Origin of the sequence: Synechococcus sp. PCC 7335 (genome assembly GCF_000155595.1) — a bacterium.
Lineage (GTDB): Bacteria > Cyanobacteriota > Cyanobacteriia > Phormidesmidales > Phormidesmidaceae > Phormidesmis.
Genome location: NZ_DS989904.1, coordinates 2268694 through 2287667 on the forward strand (window position 1 = coordinate 2268694; position 18974 = coordinate 2287667).

The following is an 18974-nucleotide window of genomic DNA, read 5'->3' on the forward strand; positions in this document are numbered from 1 at the left end:
CTCTAGCGTTTAAACCAGAGTTTAGATTAAAGCCATTGCCTCTTCTAGGTTGGAGAAATCGGCAACTATCACAAAGCTACTTTCCGTCAGTGCCGATGCTTGTATTCCGTTAAGAATTGCCAGCGTTTCGTCACTACTTGTTGTACCTAGTAGGGTATTTTCTCCGTCTTGCGTCAGCGTTAAGTCAGTAAACAACAATTCACCTTCGACAAGACCAATCCGGTCAGTGCCGACCTCAAAGTCAAGAAGGGTATCTGTGCCGTCGCCGCTGCCAAAGACAAACAGATCGCTGCCGCTGCCGCTGGAGAAGTTGTCGCCCACAAGGGTGTCGTTGCCGGCGCCGCCCATGATGGTGTCGTTGCCATCGTCACCCCAGATGAAGTCATTGCCAGCGTCACCGCTGAGGATGTCGTTGCCAGATTTGCCGCCGATGCGATCGCTCCCTTCCCCTCCAAAGATAATGTCGTCGCCGTCCATGATGTTGTCTTGGGTAAAGCGGCTGTTGAGGTCGCCACGCAAAATATCGTTGCCGTCGCCACCGAGGATAACATCGTCACCGAGGTTGCCTGCTACCGTGTCGTCGCCACCGAGGGCGTTTTAGATAGTCGACTATTCTTTAGATTCGAGTCGGTTTCTTGAACTCAATGCCGGTTGGTAGAATCCAACGGCGATCGCTCGATAGCCATGAGTCTGTTTACGCTCATATGCCTAAATTTGTGATTAAAGCTTCTAGCCGATGGTCGTCAGTTGCTGATTATCGTGAGCAACAGCTTTAGCGAGACTCAATTCACGCAGTTCTTGGTATTTGCCTTGGTACAGCCTTGGATACAGCAGATTTGACCACAGCTAGCTTTACCGCTATTGGTCGCTATTGGCCGGTATTAGGTAGAGTGGTGAGACACTGATCGATCTACTGACCAGCAATGGATTTATTTGAGCAAAGGCGGCAGGAATTGATTGTTTCTGAAGCGCCTTTGGCAGCTCGGATGAGACCGCGATCGCTCATTGAATTCATTGGCCAAGATGCCATCGTCGGCCCTGGTCGTCTGCTGCGCCGGGCGATTGAAGCCGATCAGCTCTCTTCTCTAATCTTTTACGGTCCGCCCGGTACGGGTAAAACAACATTAGCCAAAGTCATTGCCAATACGACAATGGCGCAGTTTGTTGCGATCAATGCGGTACTCGGCGGCGTCAAAGACATTAGATTTGCCATTGAACAGGCGCAAACCCATCGCGGTCAGTTCGGACGGCGGACAATTCTGTTTGTCGATGAGGTGCACCGGTTTAACAAAGCGCAGCAGGACGCACTGCTGCCTTGGGTAGAAAACGGCACGGTCATTCTCATTGGCGCAACGACTGAAAATCCATTTTTTGAAGTAAACAAAGCGCTGGTTAGCCGTTCTCGCGTATTTCAGCTCAAACCTTTAAACGCAGATGACCTTGAAGCGATTGTTCAACAGGCCCTGAGTGATTCTGAAAGAGGGTATGGCAAGCAAGATATTCTGATTGATACCGACGCGCTAAATCATCTAGTGAATGTGGCAAACGGTGATGCTAGAACCGTATTGAATGCGTTGGAATTAGCGGTAGAAACAACCTCTTCTGACCGTGATGGAAAGCTGCGAATTACGCTAGCTGTGGCAGAAGATTCGGTTCAGCAGCGAGCAGTGCTCTACGACAAAGAAGGCGATGCTCACTTTGATACGATTAGCGCCTTTATCAAAAGCGTGCGAGGCTCTGACCCAGATGCGGCGCTGTATTGGCTAGCGAGAATGGTGTATGCCGGAGAAGATCCGCGCTATATCTTTCGGCGGCTGGTGATTTTAGCCGGAGAAGATGTGGGCATGGCCGATCCAAATGCCGTTGTGGTCGTGACAGGCTGCGCAGCGGCGTTTGACCGGGTAGGAATGCCAGAAGGTCGCTATCCTTTGGCTCAGGCAACGCTGTATCTAGCGACGGCTCCGAAAAGCAATAGCGTAATGGCGTTTTTTGACGCGCTAGCGGCGGTGAAAGATGAGCGAGAAGGTGATGTGCCGAACGCGATGCGCGACGCGACTAGAGATAAAAAGGGATTCGGTCATGGCGCAGGATACCTGTATCCGCATGCATACCGCGATCATTGGGTAGCGCAGCAGTACTTGCCAGGCAGTTTGCAGGGGCAGGTATTTTATCAGCCTTCAAACCAGGGATATGAGGGGAAGATTCAGACGCAAGTGGCTAGGCGAAGAGAAGCTCAGCTAGCAGCGCTGGTAGAGCAAAATAATGAGCGTTCGATGCCAGAAGCGCTGACCTATGGACCGCTAGATCAGCAGCAGGATAGATGGCTGCAAAGGGCAACAGGCGCTTTGGGCAGTCAGCTTGGGGAGGTACGCGATCGCCTCTTCGCCCTACTCAATCCCCAACGCCATCATGTTCTTTTAGACCTGAATGCCGGTACTGGATTACTCACCTGGGAAGCCGTTCGCCAAGTGCCAGAAGGCGGTGTCTATAGCTACGTCTGGTCTCAGAAAGAGTACAAGGCATTAACTGAACGCTCAGAGATGCTTAGCGAATTGGCTAGACCCATGATCGTGGCCGTCAATGAGTCTAACTGGCTAGAGGCTTTAGACCAAACTACGCAAAAGCCATCCCCTAAATTCGATGGTGTGATTGGGCGAAATGCACTGATGGGGCTATCTGATAAACTGAGCGCCATTGAACAAATCAGCCAGATAATAGCGGTAGAAGGATCGGTTGTTTTGGCTGAATCTGTACCGCGAAGAGGACAGCGTTTATCAAGGCTATTAGATGCTCAAAAGATAGAGACAGATCTATATGAGCAGCTATGTGCGGCGGAAGCCGATCTATACAACAACCCTACCGATGCCATGGTGAACTGGGATGTTGCCGATCTTCAACGCGATTTTGAAACGGCGGGGTTTGACTGCGAGACAACACTGATGACTTTGCAGACACCGCTCACGATTACAACAGAATTACTAGCGCGGTGGCTAGGCAAGGGAAGTAAGTATTGCGATCGCCTGAGTGCCCACGATTTTTCTCCTCAGGATATTAGGCGTCTTCAAAAGCACTTCTCTCGGCAGTTGAAAAATCAAACTGTCACCTGGAATCGTACGCTAGTTCTGATTCAAGCGCGCCTATGCTGTCGCTAAGTGATATAGATACTCACGGTTACCAGCGGTAGCATAACCAGTGAGCTGTGCTGAAAGCCTCAATTGTTGCCAAATCTGCATATTCCGCTACGTTCGGTTACATCACGGATGCATATACCGCTCAACTCTGAAGGAAAAGTGTGGATATCGAGGTTTTGAGATTTTTTCTAGTGAAATGTAAGTCATGAAGGCACTGATCGCTGGGTCTACCCGAATGGCTCGGCTGTCTAGCACACGAATATTCGCCTCATATTCATAGACGACCCACACTATCAATTCTCCTATGGCTGTATTAAAAGTTGGCATCAACGGATTTGGCCGCATTGGCCGATTAGTCTTTCGAGCAGCGGTAAACAACAGCAACATTGAGTTTGTTGGGATCAACGATTTAGTTGCTCCCGAAACGTTAGCTTATTTGCTTAAGTACGATTCTACGCACGGTACGTTTCCTGGCGAAGTCGAAGCTCGCGACGGCGGCATCATCGTCAACAGCCACTACATTCCTTGCACCTCCATTCGCAACCCAGCAGAATTGCCATGGGCTGACCTTGGCGCTGACTATGTTGTTGAAGCCACCGGCCGATTTACGACTCACGATACTGCGAATGCTCATCTAACTGCGGGTGCCAAGCGGGTTGTGATCTCAGCACCTACCAAGAGTCCTGGTGAAGTGCAGACTTTTCTAGTCGGTGTGAACCATGAGACATTCAATCCTGCGAGCGATTGCATTGTCTCCAACGCTAGCTGTACCACCAACTGCCTAGCGCCGATTGCCAAAGTCATCAACGATAACTTTGGCCTAGTAGAGGGTCTGATGACCACTATTCATGCCTCTACTGCGACGCAGTACACCGTGGATAGTCCTTCTAGCAAAGACTTGCGTAGTGGTCGGGGTGCAGGTCAGAACCTGATCCCGGCTTCTACAGGTGCAGCCAAAGCGGTGACTTTGGTGCTGCCCGAACTCACTGGCAAACTGACTGGCATGGCCGTTCGAGTTCCTACACCAGATGTCTCAGTTGTCGATCTGACTTTTCGCACTGAGCAGGCCACTAGCTACACTGAAATCTGTGAACGCATGAAGGCAGCCGCTCAAAATGAGCTGCGCGGTATTTTAGGCTATACCGAAGAGCCTTTAGTTTCATCTGACTTTACAGGCGACCCTCGTTCTAGTATTTTCGATGCCAAAGCAGGCATGGAACTTAACGATCGGTTCTTTAAGGTGCTTTCTTGGTATGACAATGAGTGGGGCTACTCTAATCGAGTGATGGACCTAATGCTCTACATGGCGCAGACAGAAGGTATCTTGACGACAGAGCCGCTAATGGCGAGTAGTATTGTGGCTTCTTTATAGTCAGTTGATACTCAGATATGGTCAGTTGATAGTCGGCTCAATCGATAGTTAGCCGTAATCTCCTGGTCGTCATAGATACTGCCGTAGCTAAGCAGACCCACTCCAACCGAGTGGGTCTGCTCTAGTCTAAGTGAGCTGGTCTAAGTGAGCTTTTCTGCTGGCTTCTAGTATCACTGCCCAACCCAGGGGACGCTGGCAAGATCGACAAAGTCGACGCTGCGTTCTTCTCTATCTAGCTCATTAATCCGGCTTTTCTCTGCGACAATTTGCTTCTGATACTCTGTATGAGTTTCGGGTGTTTTGGAGAAGTCTCCGGCCTGCCAAAGTTCGAGTAGCCGCCGATATCGCTTTTCGCACATGTTTCGCTCCAGGCAGGCGATCGCCGCGCGAATTACCAAAGGCTCGCGTACCGTATCCAAGCGTGTCTTTTCATCTAGATACAGCAGATGGTGAACCTGAGAGAGAGGGCCGGTTGACTCCGCTGAACAATTACGAAGCGTTTGCAGCATAGTTGAAGCGGATGCTTCTCGCTTCTCAATCTCGGTTAGCTCAGTTACCATACGCCATAGCGCCCGGTGGTGAGAAAAGCTAAACCCCAGATCGCGAGCGTCTAGGCCATCGATAATCGTCTGGCGATGCTCGGGGCAGTGAATATAAATCCGTAGTAGTGCCGCTTCAGCCTCTTCTAAAAAGCTGCGGTTGAGAATCTTGGTATCTCTTTTGTCGCCTTTAGTACTCTGTTTATTTCCGGGATTGCGACGTTTACGCCGAACCTGAGCTAGCAGATTTTCGGCTAGCAACGGTACAATTCGACCGTCCCCCTGACTGAAGATCTCAGCGCAGTAGCGAATATAGTGCGTTCGGGTATCAGCGTTGGCAATATTGCTGAGTAGCGAAACGATTGACTGTGAACACTGCTGAAACTGATCGGCTTGCTTCAGGTCTGCGTCGCTGACAATTTTGTCGATTTGCCAATCGAGCCAAAGCGGAGCGGAGTTGGTTAAGGCAATGTACGCTTCAGCTGTATGCAGTCGCAGGTAGTCGTCGGGATCTTTGCCGTCTGGAATATTGAGCACACGGAGCTGTACATCGCCTCGGTAGGCCATCTCTGCGACTTCGCCAATGGCCCTTTCAGCGGCTTTTATTCCTGCCGCATCCGCGTCAAAGTTAAAGATGATTTGCTTTGATTCGGTATAGCGCAGCAGCAGTTTGACCTGTGCAGCATTTAGGGCCGTTCCTAACGAGGCCACTGCATTGGTGATGCCTGCCGCGTGCAGAGCAATCACGTCAAAGTAGCCTTCGACGACAATCGCGCGATCTTGCTTGGCGATCGCCGCTTTTGCTTTATCTAGTCCGTAGAGTGTCTTCCCTTTGTCAAACAGCTCTGTCTCGGGTGAGTTCAAGTATTTGGGCTTAGCCTCTGCTGTTAGCCCTCGACCGCCAAATCCGATCAGACGATTTTGGGCGTCGTGGATAGGGACCATAATGCGATCGCGAAACCGATCGTAATAGCCTGTTCCTTCCTTTCTCGGTACAATCAGCCCAGCCTGCTCAACTAGCCCTACCGGATAGCGCTTTTGATCGACTAAATAGCCATACAGCGTCTGCCATCCCTCAGGCGCGTAGCCTATCTGAAAGTGGCTAATCGTCTCATCGCTCAGCAGCCTTTCATCTCGTAAGTAGGCGAGTGCCTGTTTTCCATCTGGCTGAAATAAGGCATGCTCATAAAACTTAGCGGCGATCGCCACAATCTCATAGAGCTGTTCTCTAAGCGTTAGCTTTCTCTGTAGCTCCTGCTGCTGAGCTGGTTCTGTGGTCTTGACTGGCACCTGATAGCGCCGCGCCAAATCCAGTACGACATCCGCAAATGAGCGCTGACCTAGCTCCATCAAAAACTTAAACGCATTTCCCCCCGCCCCGCAGCTAAAGCAGTAGTAAAACTGCTTCGACGGACTCACGCTGAAGCTAGGTGACTTGTCATCGTGAAACGGGCACAGCCCAACAAAATCCTTGCCCTGTTTTTTGAGCACGACCTGCTCAGAGACAATATCGACGATGTCGGCGCGCTGACGAACCTCATCAATGGTGTCTGGATGAATGTGGGGAGTGCCCATTAGCGATTACTCATCTAAATCATCATCATCATCGAGCCGTCCGGGTACCGCCTGCATTGACGTTTGTACGGCCCGGGCCGCTGCTAAAATATCTTGCTCAGCACCGCCTAAATATAATCTGCCAAAGCTACCAATAGAGGAGATTTGCAAAACATTAATAAAAGCGGCTTTTTCGGCCTCGTTGGCAGCGAGCGAGGCATAGGCAGCTGGCTGGCATTCCATCACGTATAGGGTTTCGCCCGCTAGGATCATATTGCCTCGGCGAGTGCGATTAATGAGCTGCACATGGTGAGGATCGAGATTGCGGATCACCTGATTTGACAGCAGCTCTGGTTTGAGTGCATCGTTACGCTGAAGTCCTAAGTAGCCTAAGATGGCTCTGCCGGCAGCTTTGACTTCGCCTTGACTGCCATGAATCTCTAAGACCCCATACAGCCTTTCCACCACCTGCACACCTGGGCGCACGACAGCGGATTTCAAGGCGACATCAGTAATTCGGTTGATCTCAATGCCTGGCGATACCTCGATCCAGAGCGAAGCATCTCCGGGTAGAGGTAGAAAACCGATGGAAACAGTGCCAATGTAGGCGGCGTGTTGAGGCTGAAGATTGTCTAAATATACGTAGCTACGAAGTTCTACACCCAAGGCCCGTGCCGAAATAGTTAAGTCATTATGCTGAGGTCTTTTCAGCCAATTGACGCATTTTTACGCCAGCATGCCCTAATCATAGGCTCTTACAGTCCAAGTTCTACATTTTTTATGCAGCTGCGAATAGCTGATGAGCCCCCCGGTCTGAAGATTCACTAGCTACTCAACAGTTCCTTGGAACAGGAATGATGAAGCGAACAACGCATTTTAATCAGTTCATTTCAAACCGCTCGTTTCAGGTGAAAGTGTTTAAGGAAACTACGTCTTTAGACACTGTCAATTCTTTATATGAGAAGTGCTTAATTGGCTTAATGCTATCTACTGCCGTGAGATGCCTCCCACATCGAGCGCATCTAAAAACGCTTCGAAGGTGAAGTATGTCGGCTTCTTTGGACAATAAAGACTAGGATGCCCCTTTAGACTAGATGCCTTTTTGGAATAAATATCCCTTAGGCGAAAACCCTTCGGAGAAAGTTCCTTACCCTATTCGGATTCACTGGATTTCAGTTAAATCCGGAAGAATGAAAGAGAATCTTCGCAATTCGTTATTTAACTAACTCGTCCCTATGTATTTGTTGAAGCAGCCTAAGTCCGTGGGTGTCGTTAACCAGAGCGATGCCGACCAATTATTCAAGGTGACAGCTGAACCTGAACCGCCTGAACTCGATTTGATGTACCTCGTTTTTATAGATGGGACAACCAAGACTATTCAGCCGCAGTCTACTGATGATTAGCGAGTACGCGTGCTGATAACGATGTGCCTTGAACGTCATACTCTATTGGGCGATTATCTATGGATAGGCTAAGCAGTGCTCGTCTGCTGGGTCGCTCTGCAGTGAGGACAGGACTTAGCTTTCTTTTGGGTCAGGGATGTGCAGTGTGCGATCGCCTACAGCACCAAACTTTTTGCCCAGACTGCCAGGGGCAACTGCAAGATCTGGTCAGGGACTTTAAGGGGTGGACACCGAGCGAACAGCACCCCCTTTTAATCGGTGCGCTAGCACCTTACAGCGGTCCGCTCAAGCAGGCGCTACGAACTTTGAAGTATGACTATCGACCGGATGTTGGCCGAGTATTAGGAGTAGCGTTGGCTAAGCAGTGGAAAAAGCACAGGCCGCTTATGAAGCTATCCACTACGCTGTATGTGCTGCCGATCCCGCTGCATCGTCATCGGCAGATTCAAAGAGGCTACAACCAGGCCAAAGTCATTGGTCAAAGTTTCTCTCAGGCGAGCGGGGTGCCACTATTGGCGGGCGGGTTAGTCCGCGTTGAGAATACGCTGCCTCAATATCAGCTAGGGCTAAAAGCACGACAGGCAAATCTGAAGGACGCCTTCCAAGTCGGTCAGCCGCTACGTCGACTTGGTCAGCGGCTTGGAGCTATGCCCAACATTTTACTCGTAGATGATATCTATACGACTGGAACCACAGCAAAGAGCGCAGCAGACAGTCTGAGGCGATCGCATGTTCCTGTTGTCGGTATGATCGCTGTGGCTAGGGCCGTTGGTGATTAGCACCAGCGTCAGCAGCACCAGCGCAATAACTAGCGGTGAGCTAAGTCATTTCTGTGGGGGCTGGTGCGGGCTGATGCTGTAGCTGTTCTAGACAGTCAAAAGCAGTTTTAGGATCAAGTCCGGTAATGTGATGAAACTGACTTTGCGTTAAGCTGACATGCTCTAGACCTTGAAGCCACTGTTCGATCTGGTCTTGGGCTGTAGTGAGAAAGGGGACTCCTTTCTGCATGGGGATAGTGAGCCAGTTTCTAACTAGAGTCTCTACTAGCGCAAGTTCGACTAGCCCATCAGGATGTTGACTAAGCAGGGTGTGAAGATAGGCATCGAAGGCTGCAGGCTCGTTCCCTGCAAGAAGGTAGCTGTCAACGATATGCTGCACACGCTGTTGGCCGATACGCTGCTGAAGGTTTTGCTGTGGTTCCTGCTGTAGTTCCTGCTGTGGTTTCATGGTAAGGCCAGGTCGTGGTGTAGAAACACCTAAAGTAAATAAGCGTCAATGGGAGGCCGCTAGCTGGGTGCATCCCTATTCAAAGATTTTATACTTTTGACAGACCCAGGTTTGATTTGCTTTATATAGCGCAAACTGAGCAAAGATTCTATCGGGACTAAGCAAAGTCTCGGATTCTAGTGGACGGTTGGTATAAATAGAGCTTGATAGATAAGGTGAATAGGAGGCTTGAGCGCTGTGGATGCGACTTTGGTGTTGCGGCAAGGGCGGCTGATCGATGGCTCGGTAGTAGATATTGCGATCGCCCATGATCGGATTGTCGCGATTGATGCTGACTTGCCAATCACGGCAGCGACTGAGCTGAAGATGGAAGGACGACTAGTAAGCTCGCCGTTTGTAGAGTCGCATATTCATCTAGATTCGGCACTAACAGCTGGAGAACCTAGATGGAATAAAAGCGGAACGCTGTTTGAAGGGATTGATATCTGGCGAGAGAGAAAAGCTAGCTTGACAGTAGAAGATGTTAAGCAGCGGGCAATTAGCGCTTTGAAGCAGCAGGCTAGCTACGGGGTTTTGTTTGTGCGTAGTCATGCGGATGTGAGTGAACCAAATTTGATTGCGTTGAAGGGACTGTTGGAAGTCCGTGAGGCTGTGAAGGACTGGATGACTTTGCAGGTGGTGGCGTTTCCGCAAGATGGACTGTACGGCAGCCCTAAAAACGAAGCGCTAATGGAGGAGGCGTTGCGACTAGGGGCGGATGTGGTGGGAGGAATTCCACATTATGAGCTGACTAAGGACGACGGGGTCCGTTCTGTTCAAAAGATCTTTGAGTTGGCTCAGCGTTATGGCCGGTTGATTGATGTTCATTGTGATGAGATTGACGATCCGCAGTCGCGATTTTTGGAGGTGATGGCAGGAGAGTGTATTCGCAGTGGCCTGAGTTCGGAGGTAACTGCGAGCCATACGACGGCGTTTGGTTCGTATGATGATGCCTATGCGCTTAAGCTGATGGGCGTTTTGAAGCGGGCTAGGCTGAATTTTATTGCAAATCCGCTGATCAATATCACTTTGCAGGGGAGAACGGATACTTATCCGAAGCGGCGGGGGGTGACTCGAGTGAAGGAGCTTTGGCAAAATGGGCTAAATGTGAGTTTAGGGCATGATTGTATTCAAGATCCTTGGTATAGCTTGGGGACGGGGAATTTACTCTCGGTGGCGGAGATGGCGTTGCATGTGTGCCAGATGACGGGACAGGCGGAGATTGAGGCTTGTTTTGAGATGGTAACGGCTGGGGGGGCACGGACGCTGGATTTAGGTGATGGGTATGGGATTGCGGTGGGACGGCCTGCGAATTTGGTGGTGTTGGATGCCGAAAGTCCGTATGAGGCGCTTTTGAATCGGGCGACGGTGAGGACGGTGATTTCGCAGGGGCGGGTTTTGGTGGAGACGGTGCCGCCGGTGGTGAGGTGGGCTCGCAACGAGGGCTGAGCGGAGTCGAAGCCTGGCATAGCAATTTTGTACTGAGCGGAGGGACCATTGGCTTGGCTTAGTGGTCTATCATGAAGCAATGTTTTTGCGGGTTTTTGCGTAGACTGAACCTTGTCTGAATCTCTCATATTGCACCCTACTAATGCCTCCTTCAAAAAAGAAATCAAACCAGGATCAGTCCGCTACGAAAAGTACTGCCCAAGTAGAGAAGACTAAGAAGAAGACGGCAGCAAAGAAAACTGAGGGCCAGGAGGTCAGTGCGTCGATGCCGAAGAAGGCTAGGAAGGTTGCGCCAGCGTCGAATGGGCATGGGCCAATTGATCTATCAGTCAATTTATCGGATACGAAGAATTTGATTCGAATTAGGGGGGCTAGGCAGCATAACCTTAAGGATATAAATCTTGATTTGCCTAGAGACAAGATGGTTGTGTTCACTGGTGTTTCGGGCTCTGGGAAGTCTTCTTTGGCGTTTGATACGATCTTTGCGGAGGGTCAGCGGCGCTATGTGGAGTCGCTGAGTGCCTATGCTCGTCAGTTTTTGGGTCAAGTTGACAAGCCAGATGTGGATGCGATTGAGGGGCTAAGTCCGGCTATTTCAATTGACCAGAAGTCTACGTCTCATAACCCGCGTTCTACGGTAGGGACGGTGACGGAGATTTACGATTACCTAAGATTGTTGTATGGGCGCGCAGGGCAGCCTCATTGTCCTCATTGCGATAGATCGATCTCTCCACAAAGTATCGATCAGATGGTGGATCAGGTGATGGAGTTGCCAGATGGAACGCGATTTCAACTGTTGGCGCCGGTGGTCCGGGGAAAAAAGGGGACACATCAAAAGCTATTGTCTGCATTGGCGGCTGAGGGTTTTGTTCGGGTTCGGATAAATGGTGAACCGCGTGAACTGGGTGACAATATTGAGTTAGATAAAAACAAGAAACATGATATTGAAGTGGTTGTTGATCGCTTAGTGAAGAAGGACGATCTTCAAGAGAGATTAGTCGATTCTTTGGCGACTGCGCTAAAGCGCTCTGAGGGGATTGCGATTATTGATGTTTTACCGGCTCGACAGACGGAACAGTCGGAAAAGTCGGCGCCAGCAGTGCCAGAAGAGATTGTTTTTTCTGAGAATTTTGCCTGCCCAGAGCATGGCGCGGTGATGGATGAGCTATCACCTCGATTGTTCTCTTTTAATTCGCCGTATGGAGCTTGCCCAAACTGCCATGGGCTAGGAAGTTTGCAGCGGTTTTCTGAGGAGCTAGTGGTGCCCGATCCAAAGGTGCCGGTTTATGCTGCGATCGCTCCCTGGTCAGAAAAAGACAACACTTACTATTTCTCACTGCTCTACAGCGTTGGTCAAGCTTTTGGCTTCGAGCTACAGTCTACTTGGGCTAGCCTAGAAGAATCTCAAAAAGAAGTGATCTTGCATGGATCAAAAGAGAAGATCTACATAGAAACAGACTCTCGCTATGGTAGGAACAAAGGCTATCATCGCCGATATGAAGGGGTACTGCCGATGTTGCAGCGCCAATATCAAGAAGCCTCTTCTGAGACATATAAGCAGAAACTAGAGAAATACCTTGTCGATCAGCCTTGTGAAGTCTGCAATGGCACGAGGCTAAAGCCTGAATCGATCGCGGTGCGGATTGGTCCATATACGATTAAAGATTTTACGAGCGTTTCTGTACGAGAATGTCGTGAAAGAGTCTACGAACTAGTGGGTGAAAATGGCAAAGCACCAAAACTCACCGCTCGCCAGATGGCTATTGGCGATCTCGTCCTCAAAGAGATAAAAGCCCGTCTGACTTTCTTATTAGATGTCGGTCTTGACTACCTAACCTTAGACAGAACAGCCAGGACCCTTTCGGGCGGAGAAGCACAAAGAATTCGACTCGCCACCCAGATTGGCGCAGGACTGAGTGGTGTGTTGTATGTGCTCGACGAACCGAGTATTGGGCTACATCAAAGAGACAATGATAGATTGTTGAACACGCTTCAAAGACTCAAAGGATTGGGTAATACTCTGATTGTAGTGGAGCATGACGAAGACACGATGCGAGCAGCCGACTATATCGTTGATATTGGTCCTGGCGCTGGCATTCATGGTGGGCAAATCGTCGCTCAAGGCCAGTTAGAAGATATCCTCAACTGCAAAGCGTCACTGACAGGTGCCTACCTCTCTGGTCGTCAAAAGATTGATACGCCTGTCAAACGCAGACCTGGTAACGGACGCAGCATCCAAATTCGTAATGCCCACCTCAACAATCTTTGCAACATAGACGTCGATATTCCGCTGGGTAAGTTCGTTTGCATTACGGGCGTCAGTGGTTCTGGAAAGTCGACTTTGATTAATGAACTGTTGCATCCAGCCATTCGCCACTACTTCGGCAGCAAGATTCCGCATCCAGCAGAGATGGACCCGATCAAGGGATTAAAGGCTTTGGACAAAGCAATTGTGATTGATCAGTCTCCTATTGGCCGAACGCCCAGATCGAATCCTGCAACATATACTGGCATCTTTGATGTTGTTCGCGATTTGTATACGGAGACCATTGAGGCAAAGGCAAGAGGATACAAGCGCGGACAGTTCTCTTTCAATGTAAAAGGGGGACGCTGTGAGGCCTGCGGTGGCCAGGGTGTGAACGTAATTGAGATGAACTTTCTGCCGGATGTGTATGTGGTGTGCGATGTATGTAAAGGAGCGCGCTACAATCGCGAGACTTTGCAAGTGAAATATAAGGGAAAGAACATTTCTGATGTGTTGGAGACCACAGCAGAAGAAGGCTTAAAGTTCTTTGAGAATATCCCGAAGGCAGCGAGTCGATTGCAGACGATGGTGGATGTGGGCCTTGGCTATGTGCGGCTAGGCCAGAAAGCGCCGACCCTCTCAGGCGGTGAGGCGCAGCGGATGAAACTGGCCAGTGAGCTGGCTAGAAGATCGACAGGGAAAACGCTGTATTTGATTGATGAGCCGACTACAGGATTATCTTTCTATGATGTGCACAAGCTGTTGGATGTGGTGCAGCGTTTGGTAGAGAAGGGTAATTCGGTCATTATGATCGAGCACAATCTAGATGTGATTCGCTGCTGTGATTGGGTGATTGATCTAGGGCCAGAGGGGGGCGATCGCGGCGGCAAAATTATCGCTCAGGGCACTCCAGAAGACGTCGCTGCCACAGAAGGTTCGTATACTGGCAAATATCTGAAGGAAGTACTCAGGCAGCATCCGCCGCAAGAAGATTGATCATAGATCAAATCCCGTTCTCGTCAGATAATCCGAGACTTCATGTACGAATACTCGCGCCTGTTCTAACAATGCAGAAGCTAGCTTCTGATCTGGCTTTAGCATTTCGCCATGATCATTAACCTGCCGTTCGTCAAAAGCACGATGTAGACTGCGAGAGAATTCCTTCGCAAAGATCCCCGTCTTGACAAATTCACGATCAAATAAGCTCATAACACCGCTATGCTTAGAGGTACCCAAGCCGCGAGTTGCCAACAGGCCCAAAAGAGCGTAGAACATTGCATAGTAAGAACGATTAATGCTACCTCTGAAGGCAGTAGATCTTAGCAGTAACTCTGCCTCTCTCAGCGTTTCTTGAGCTTCATCTAGACGGTATCTAACCAACAAATGCAGCTGGTTGCTCATGTCACAACAATGCCTTCTTCAAAGACCTTAGTCAGTAGCGGACTAGCGCCTACTGCTTCTGTTTGTAGTTGTGCCTCCGTGACGACGAATGTAGAGATGACGCGATCATACTCAAAGCCCACTTCCCACGCTAAGTCGTGAATTTTTTCTCGGAGGGGACGATCTAGATCCGATAGCTTGATGAATACATCCAAATCTGACTCTTCTCTAGCATTGCCCTCAGCTCGCGATCCAAATATTCGCAAGTCTAATATTGATGCGATGTTCTTCAGGCGATCGCGAAACTCTGAGACGATTTGACGATCAGATGCTTGCACTGTACTTCGCCTCCTTCAAGACTGCGTCCGATGTTCCTAATCCTATCGCTTTCGTTGGTCTGTTGACAGCCGTAGGTGTTCATTTGGTTGATGGACTAGGTGGGCAATCGCGGTGGTCAAATCATTGCCAAAAGGCACCCCAGAAGACGTCGCTGCCACAGAAGGTTCGTATACTGGTAAGTATCTAAAGAAAGTGCTAGCCCAGCATCCGCCGCCAAAAGGCTAACTGCTATGGTACAGACGCCGCTAAGACCCAATACGCTCTCACTTGAGCTGCCAACAGAACTATTGCTAACGGTGACTGATGAGCAGTTTGAAGTGCTCGCGATCGCAAACCGTGAGCTGAAACTAGAAAGAACCGCCAAAGGAGAGCTGATAGTGAACCCACCAACCGGATGGGAGACTGGAGAGCGCAACCTTAGCATTGTTGCTCAATTGGGCACATGGGTTGAGAATAATTATGTGTTGGGCAAAGGCTTTGAATCCTCAACGGGCTTCAAGTTATCGAACGGTGCTACTCGATCTCCTGATGCGTCCTGGGTGAGTCAAGCAAGATGGAATGCTTTGAGCGCTGAGCAAAAGCAAGAAACCTTTGCACCTATTTGTCCTGACTTTGTAGTAGAGCTGCGTTCTGACTCGGACACGCTAAAACCTCTTCAGGATAAAATGCGTGAGTATATGGACAACGGTGCTAGGTTAGGTTGGCTACTTGACCCAAAGAATAGAAAGGTAGAAGTCTATCGAACCGGGCAACCGATGGAAATTTTAGAAGCACCGAGCGAGCTTTCTGGGGAAGATGTTCTGCCCGATTTTGTGCTGAAGCTACGTCGTATTTGGACTTGACACCATGATTGCCATCCCTCAGCCTCGCCGTATGACTGCTGACGAATACCTCGTATGGGAATCGCGCCAAGAAATTCGCCATGAGTACTGTGATGGCGAAGTGTTCGCTATGACGGGTGGAACAAAAGGGCACAACAGAGCCGCTTTAAGCTTGTATAGCGAGCTAGTGAGTCAAGTAGATGCGGATGGGTGTGAAATCAACATCTCTGATGTCAAGGTCAAGGTAAACGAAGGGCTTTCGTATCGCTATCCCGATCTGGTGGTGAGCTGTGATGAACGCGATAAGAGCGAAGTAGAGTTCTATCAGTTCCCAAAGTTGATTGCAGAAGTGCTCTCTGATAGCACAGAAAACACAGACCGAGGAGATAAGTTTCAAGAATACATTCAAATTCCGACGCTTGAAGAGTATGTGTTGGTTAGTACCAAGCGGATGCAGGTAGAGTGTTTTCGGCGTGGGGAAGGGCGGATGTGGTTGTATTTTGCCTACAAAGAAGGTGAGACGGTTGAGATTGCGAGTATGGGCGTTGAGCTGCCGATTGAGAAGCTGTATCGGAATGTTCGGTTGGATACTGTGGAAGCAGAACAAACTTCGTAGCTAGCAATAGGGCATTGCGGTATGCTGCGACTATAAGCTTTGACAGTATGGCAATATGACTGGCTCTGAACTCCTAATAGGTGCTGCGGCAGAGGGCATTGCCGCTTTGATCACTGATACGACGAAAGCGGGCAGTAGTAGTGCTATCGCCAATACGATCAAAGGCATCAGAGACAAGAGCAAGCAGACGATCTTTAACGCTTCTCGAAGATATATAGAGACGTATCAAAAGCGGCACTGTCAGCTAAAGGTTCTTGGAATGCGAGAGCCAGTAAACCTCTCTTCCATCTACACGGGGGTGAAGCTGCTGGATAGCCAGGATATCTTGCAGTTTGACCCGAGCGCTTTAGAAGAGAATTTTCGGCAAAATCGCTTTCGTGGATACAGTGGTAGAGGTCGCAAGGACAGAAAACAATCGGGTGTTGCTATTGCGAATCAAAAGCAGTATCTAATGGTGCTGGGTGGGCCGGGTGCGGGAAAGAGCACTTTCTTGAGAAAGGTGGGTTTGGAGGCGCTGCGGACTTTTTACTACGAGGGTGTAACGTATGAGCCGCGAGTGATTCCGGTACTGCTGGAGCTGAAGCAGTTTGAAGCAAGTGATGTGAATATTGCCAAGTTCATCGCGGCTGAGTTTGAGACTTGTGGCTTTCCAGAAGCAGAGGCGTTTATGCAGAATGCACTGACGCAGGGGAATTTATTGGTCATGTTGGATGGCTTGGATGAAGTGCCGAGTGCCAATCTAGACAACGTGCTAAAGACGATTCGAGACTTTGTAGATCGCTATGACAAGAATCGCTTTATCGCGTCTTGCCGGGTAGCGGCGGTTGGATATCGCGGTAGTGCGTTTGTGCGATTCAGCAATGTGACGATGGCAGATTTTGATGATGAACAGATTCAGCAGTTCATCAACAACTGGTTTAGTAGTGAGTCGGATAGAGAACGCGAAACTGCTGAGAAGTGCTGGGAAGTGTTGCAAAAGTCGGAGAATAAAGCCTCAAAAGAGCTAGCGCATACGCCGCTGCTGCTGACCTATCTATGTTTGGTGTATGACCTTTCTCAGCGCTTTCCAAACAACCGCAGCAGTCTGTACAAAAAGGCGCTGCGGATATTGCTAGAAGAGTGGGCAGCAGAAAAGCGAATCTTGCGAGATGAGATCTACGAAGGGCTGAGTATAGAACAAGAAGAGATTCTGCTTTCTGAGATTGCCTATGACGGGATGGAGGGCGACCAGCTCTTTTTTGATAAGCGGTGGCTGTCTAGTCAAATTAGGAATTTCCTGGCTGGCAATCTGAATGCGCCGAAGGGATTGGATAGTGAAAAGGTGCTGAATGCGATAGAGGTACGGCAGGGCATCTTGGTAGAGCGAATGGAGAATCAGTACTCTTTCTCTCATCTGACGCTGCAAGAGTATCTAGCTGCTCAGTATCTAATCGATAACCATGCGTGGAAAGGGCTAGTGCGACAGCATATTACCGACAATCGCTGGCGCGAGATTTTTCTCCTATTGCCTGGACTGATGCTAGGTCGCTCAGGCGCAGATAGTTTGCTGCTGGAGATGAAGGTACAGGCCGATAGCTACATCAGTACCCCGCGACTGAAGGCTCTAATAAACTGGGCAGAAACTGCCATCGACCAATCCGAAGAAAAATTGAAGCCTGCGGCGAAAAGATCTGTTGCTATTTTTCTCGCCCTCGACCGCGCCCTCGACCGCGCGGAGGCTCGAGCAAAGATATTTCACAGCGTAAATTTTAGTGGCTTAGTGTGATCGCTCGAAGAAAAATAGAACAGCAAACCCAACGAGAAAGCAAGCCGTGAAGAAAAGAAAGAGTTTATTGAATCTATCTACGGACTCTGGTTCTTTGCACTCGGTATCGATCCCGAAACAGCCTCTTTATCTCTAGAAGAATCTCAAGCCCTGGCTGATTATCTCTATATCTGTGAGCTAATGATTCGCTGCAAAGAGGGGGCAACCAGAGTATCTTCCGAGGTATGGGAAAGCATCGAATCACGCATCCTGACCGTACCGACTATCCCCGAAGCAGCTACAGACTAAGTGAGCTACAAACTAGATGGAGTTACTGATTCTATCAATCACATGCTCAGTTACGGGCTGCGATCATCATCAACGGTGGTAAGTCACATAGAACGGCACCTCGTAAACGCGCCTTACAGGCTCAAAGACTCAATCCAATCACCTAGCCCGCTCAAAATTAGCTGTACGCCAATCGCCATCACAAACAGACCCAGTAGCCGACTGAGTGCCTGAATTCCTCCGGCACCTAACCACTTGAGCAACAGAGAAGAAGAGCGTAGGGCAACGTAAATGATCAGACCGATCAAACCAATGGCAATGACAACTGCTAGCAAGTTTTGGGCTGTTTCAACCGTGCCTGCGCCTCGACTCGCTTCAGCCGCTAGCCCCAGAACTACTGCGATGGAGCCCGGTCCGGCCAGGAGAGGAATGGTCATAGGCATGAACGAGATATCTTTATGCTCGCCTGCTTTTTGAGCCGCGTCTTGGTTTTCTAGCTCGCTCATCTTCGACTCGGCATTCATCGTATTCCAAGCTGCATGGAAGACGACAATGCCCCCTGCAATCCGCACCACCTCTAGCGAGATGCCAAAGAACCGAAGAATTCCACCACCGACGAGCAAAAAACTAATGAGCAAAAAGATCACATTCAGCGCGATCCGCCGAGCATAGCTATGTCGAAGCGATTGTGGAACCCCTGCGGTCAATACTAGAAAGACAGGGACGCTGCCAATCGGGTCCATGACGGGAAATAGCGCCGCAATACTTCCTAGAATAAAGTCAGCAAAGTCTCTAATAGGCATCAGCCAACCTCAAGCAAACAGGCA

Annotated in this window: 17 protein-coding genes; 10 read left to right on the forward strand and 7 right to left on the reverse strand. The window is 49.7% G+C overall.

What is annotated here, in order from left to right; all coding sequences use genetic code 11:
- Positions 1-21: 21 nt before the first annotated feature.
- Positions 22-477, reverse strand: coding sequence for a type I secretion target GGXGXDXXX repeat protein (locus S7335_RS09795; RefSeq protein WP_006456862.1), 456 nt, complete (start codon positions 475-477; stop codon positions 22-24).
- Between the two features lie 167 nt (positions 478-644).
- Here S7335_RS09795 and S7335_RS29190 point away from each other — a divergent pair, with 167 nt between their 5' ends.
- The 3 genes from S7335_RS29190 (at position 645) to gap (ending at position 4503) form a co-directional block, all read left to right on the forward strand.
- Positions 645-776, forward strand: coding sequence for a hypothetical protein (locus S7335_RS29190; protein ID WP_006453781.1), 132 nt, complete (start codon positions 645-647; stop codon positions 774-776).
- 147 nt (positions 777-923) lie between these two features.
- Positions 924-3152 carry an AAA family ATPase gene (locus S7335_RS09800; RefSeq protein ID WP_006456154.1) on the forward strand — a complete coding sequence of 743 codons (2229 nt, stop codon included), beginning with the start codon at positions 924-926 and terminating at the stop codon, positions 3150-3152.
- 283 nt (positions 3153-3435) lie between these two features.
- The gene (gene gap / locus S7335_RS09805) at positions 3436-4503 is read left to right on the forward strand and encodes a type I glyceraldehyde-3-phosphate dehydrogenase (protein ID WP_006457426.1); all 1068 of its coding nucleotides are present in this window, start codon (positions 3436-3438) and stop codon (positions 4501-4503) included.
- Between the two features lie 170 nt (positions 4504-4673).
- On the opposite strand, the gene dnaG is transcribed toward gap, so the two are convergent.
- On the reverse strand, positions 4674-6617 hold the full coding sequence (gene dnaG, locus S7335_RS09810; protein ID WP_006456832.1) for a DNA primase: 1944 nt from the start codon (positions 6615-6617) through the stop codon (positions 4674-4676).
- A gap of 6 nt (positions 6618-6623) precedes the next feature.
- Positions 6624-7262 (reverse strand): hypothetical protein, encoded by a 639-nt coding sequence (locus S7335_RS09815; protein WP_006454716.1) that lies wholly within the window; start codon positions 7260-7262, stop codon positions 6624-6626.
- A gap of 569 nt (positions 7263-7831) precedes the next feature.
- Between S7335_RS09815 and S7335_RS27755 the strand changes: the two genes are divergently transcribed.
- Both S7335_RS27755 and S7335_RS09820 read left to right on the forward strand, forming a co-directional pair.
- Positions 7832-7999 carry a hypothetical protein gene (locus tag S7335_RS27755; protein ID WP_157620162.1) on the forward strand — a complete coding sequence of 56 codons (168 nt, stop codon included), beginning with the start codon at positions 7832-7834 and terminating at the stop codon, positions 7997-7999.
- A 59-nt stretch (positions 8000-8058) separates the two neighbouring features.
- Complete coding sequence (locus tag S7335_RS09820; protein WP_006454325.1) at positions 8059-8778, forward strand: ComF family protein; 720 nt, start codon at positions 8059-8061, stop codon at positions 8776-8778.
- A 40-nt stretch (positions 8779-8818) separates the two neighbouring features.
- On the opposite strand, the gene S7335_RS09825 is transcribed toward S7335_RS09820, so the two are convergent.
- A complete protein-coding gene (locus S7335_RS09825) occupies positions 8819-9226 on the reverse strand; it encodes a hypothetical protein (RefSeq protein WP_006453919.1) in 408 nt (135 codons plus the stop codon).
- 237 nt (positions 9227-9463) lie between these two features.
- Here S7335_RS09825 and codA point away from each other — a divergent pair, with 237 nt between their 5' ends.
- Together codA and uvrA are read left to right on the forward strand one after the other, a co-directional pair.
- Entirely contained in the window at positions 9464-10714 is a 1251-nt protein-coding gene (gene codA, locus S7335_RS09830; RefSeq protein WP_006453779.1) for a cytosine deaminase, read from the forward strand.
- A gap of 265 nt (positions 10715-10979) precedes the next feature.
- Positions 10980-13955, forward strand: a complete 2976-nt coding sequence (uvrA, locus tag S7335_RS09835) for an excinuclease ABC subunit UvrA (RefSeq protein ID WP_038017826.1) — start codon at positions 10980-10982, stop codon at positions 13953-13955.
- Here uvrA and S7335_RS09840 read toward each other — a convergent pair whose 3' ends face one another.
- Positions 13956-14360, reverse strand: a complete 405-nt coding sequence (locus S7335_RS09840) for a HEPN domain-containing protein (protein ID WP_038016019.1) — start codon at positions 14358-14360, stop codon at positions 13956-13958.
- Positions 14357-14677: a nucleotidyltransferase domain-containing protein gene (locus S7335_RS09845; RefSeq protein WP_006455041.1), complete on the reverse strand. Its 321-nt coding sequence runs from the start codon at positions 14675-14677 to the stop codon at positions 14357-14359. The genes S7335_RS09840 and S7335_RS09845 overlap by 4 nt, the downstream gene beginning before the upstream one ends.
- Positions 14678-14908: 231 nt before the next feature.
- Between S7335_RS09845 and S7335_RS09850 the strand changes: the two genes are divergently transcribed.
- The 3 genes from S7335_RS09850 to S7335_RS09860 are packed head-to-tail and all read left to right on the forward strand — an operon-like array spanning position 14909 to position 17880.
- Positions 14909-15520: a Uma2 family endonuclease gene (locus S7335_RS09850; protein WP_006456445.1), complete on the forward strand. Its 612-nt coding sequence runs from the start codon at positions 14909-14911 to the stop codon at positions 15518-15520.
- Positions 15521-15524: 4 nt separating this feature from the next.
- Positions 15525-16115 carry a Uma2 family endonuclease gene (locus S7335_RS09855; protein ID WP_006454347.1) on the forward strand — a complete coding sequence of 197 codons (591 nt, stop codon included), beginning with the start codon at positions 15525-15527 and terminating at the stop codon, positions 16113-16115.
- Positions 16116-16170: 55 nt separating this feature from the next.
- A complete protein-coding gene (locus S7335_RS09860; protein WP_006454798.1) occupies positions 16171-17880 on the forward strand; it encodes an NACHT domain-containing NTPase in 1710 nt (569 codons plus the stop codon).
- A 401-nt stretch (positions 17881-18281) separates the two neighbouring features.
- Here S7335_RS09860 and S7335_RS09865 read toward each other — a convergent pair whose 3' ends face one another.
- Entirely contained in the window at positions 18282-18950 is a 669-nt protein-coding gene (locus S7335_RS09865; RefSeq protein ID WP_006456346.1) for a MarC family protein, read from the reverse strand.
- Between the last annotated feature and the right edge of the window lie 24 nt (positions 18951-18974).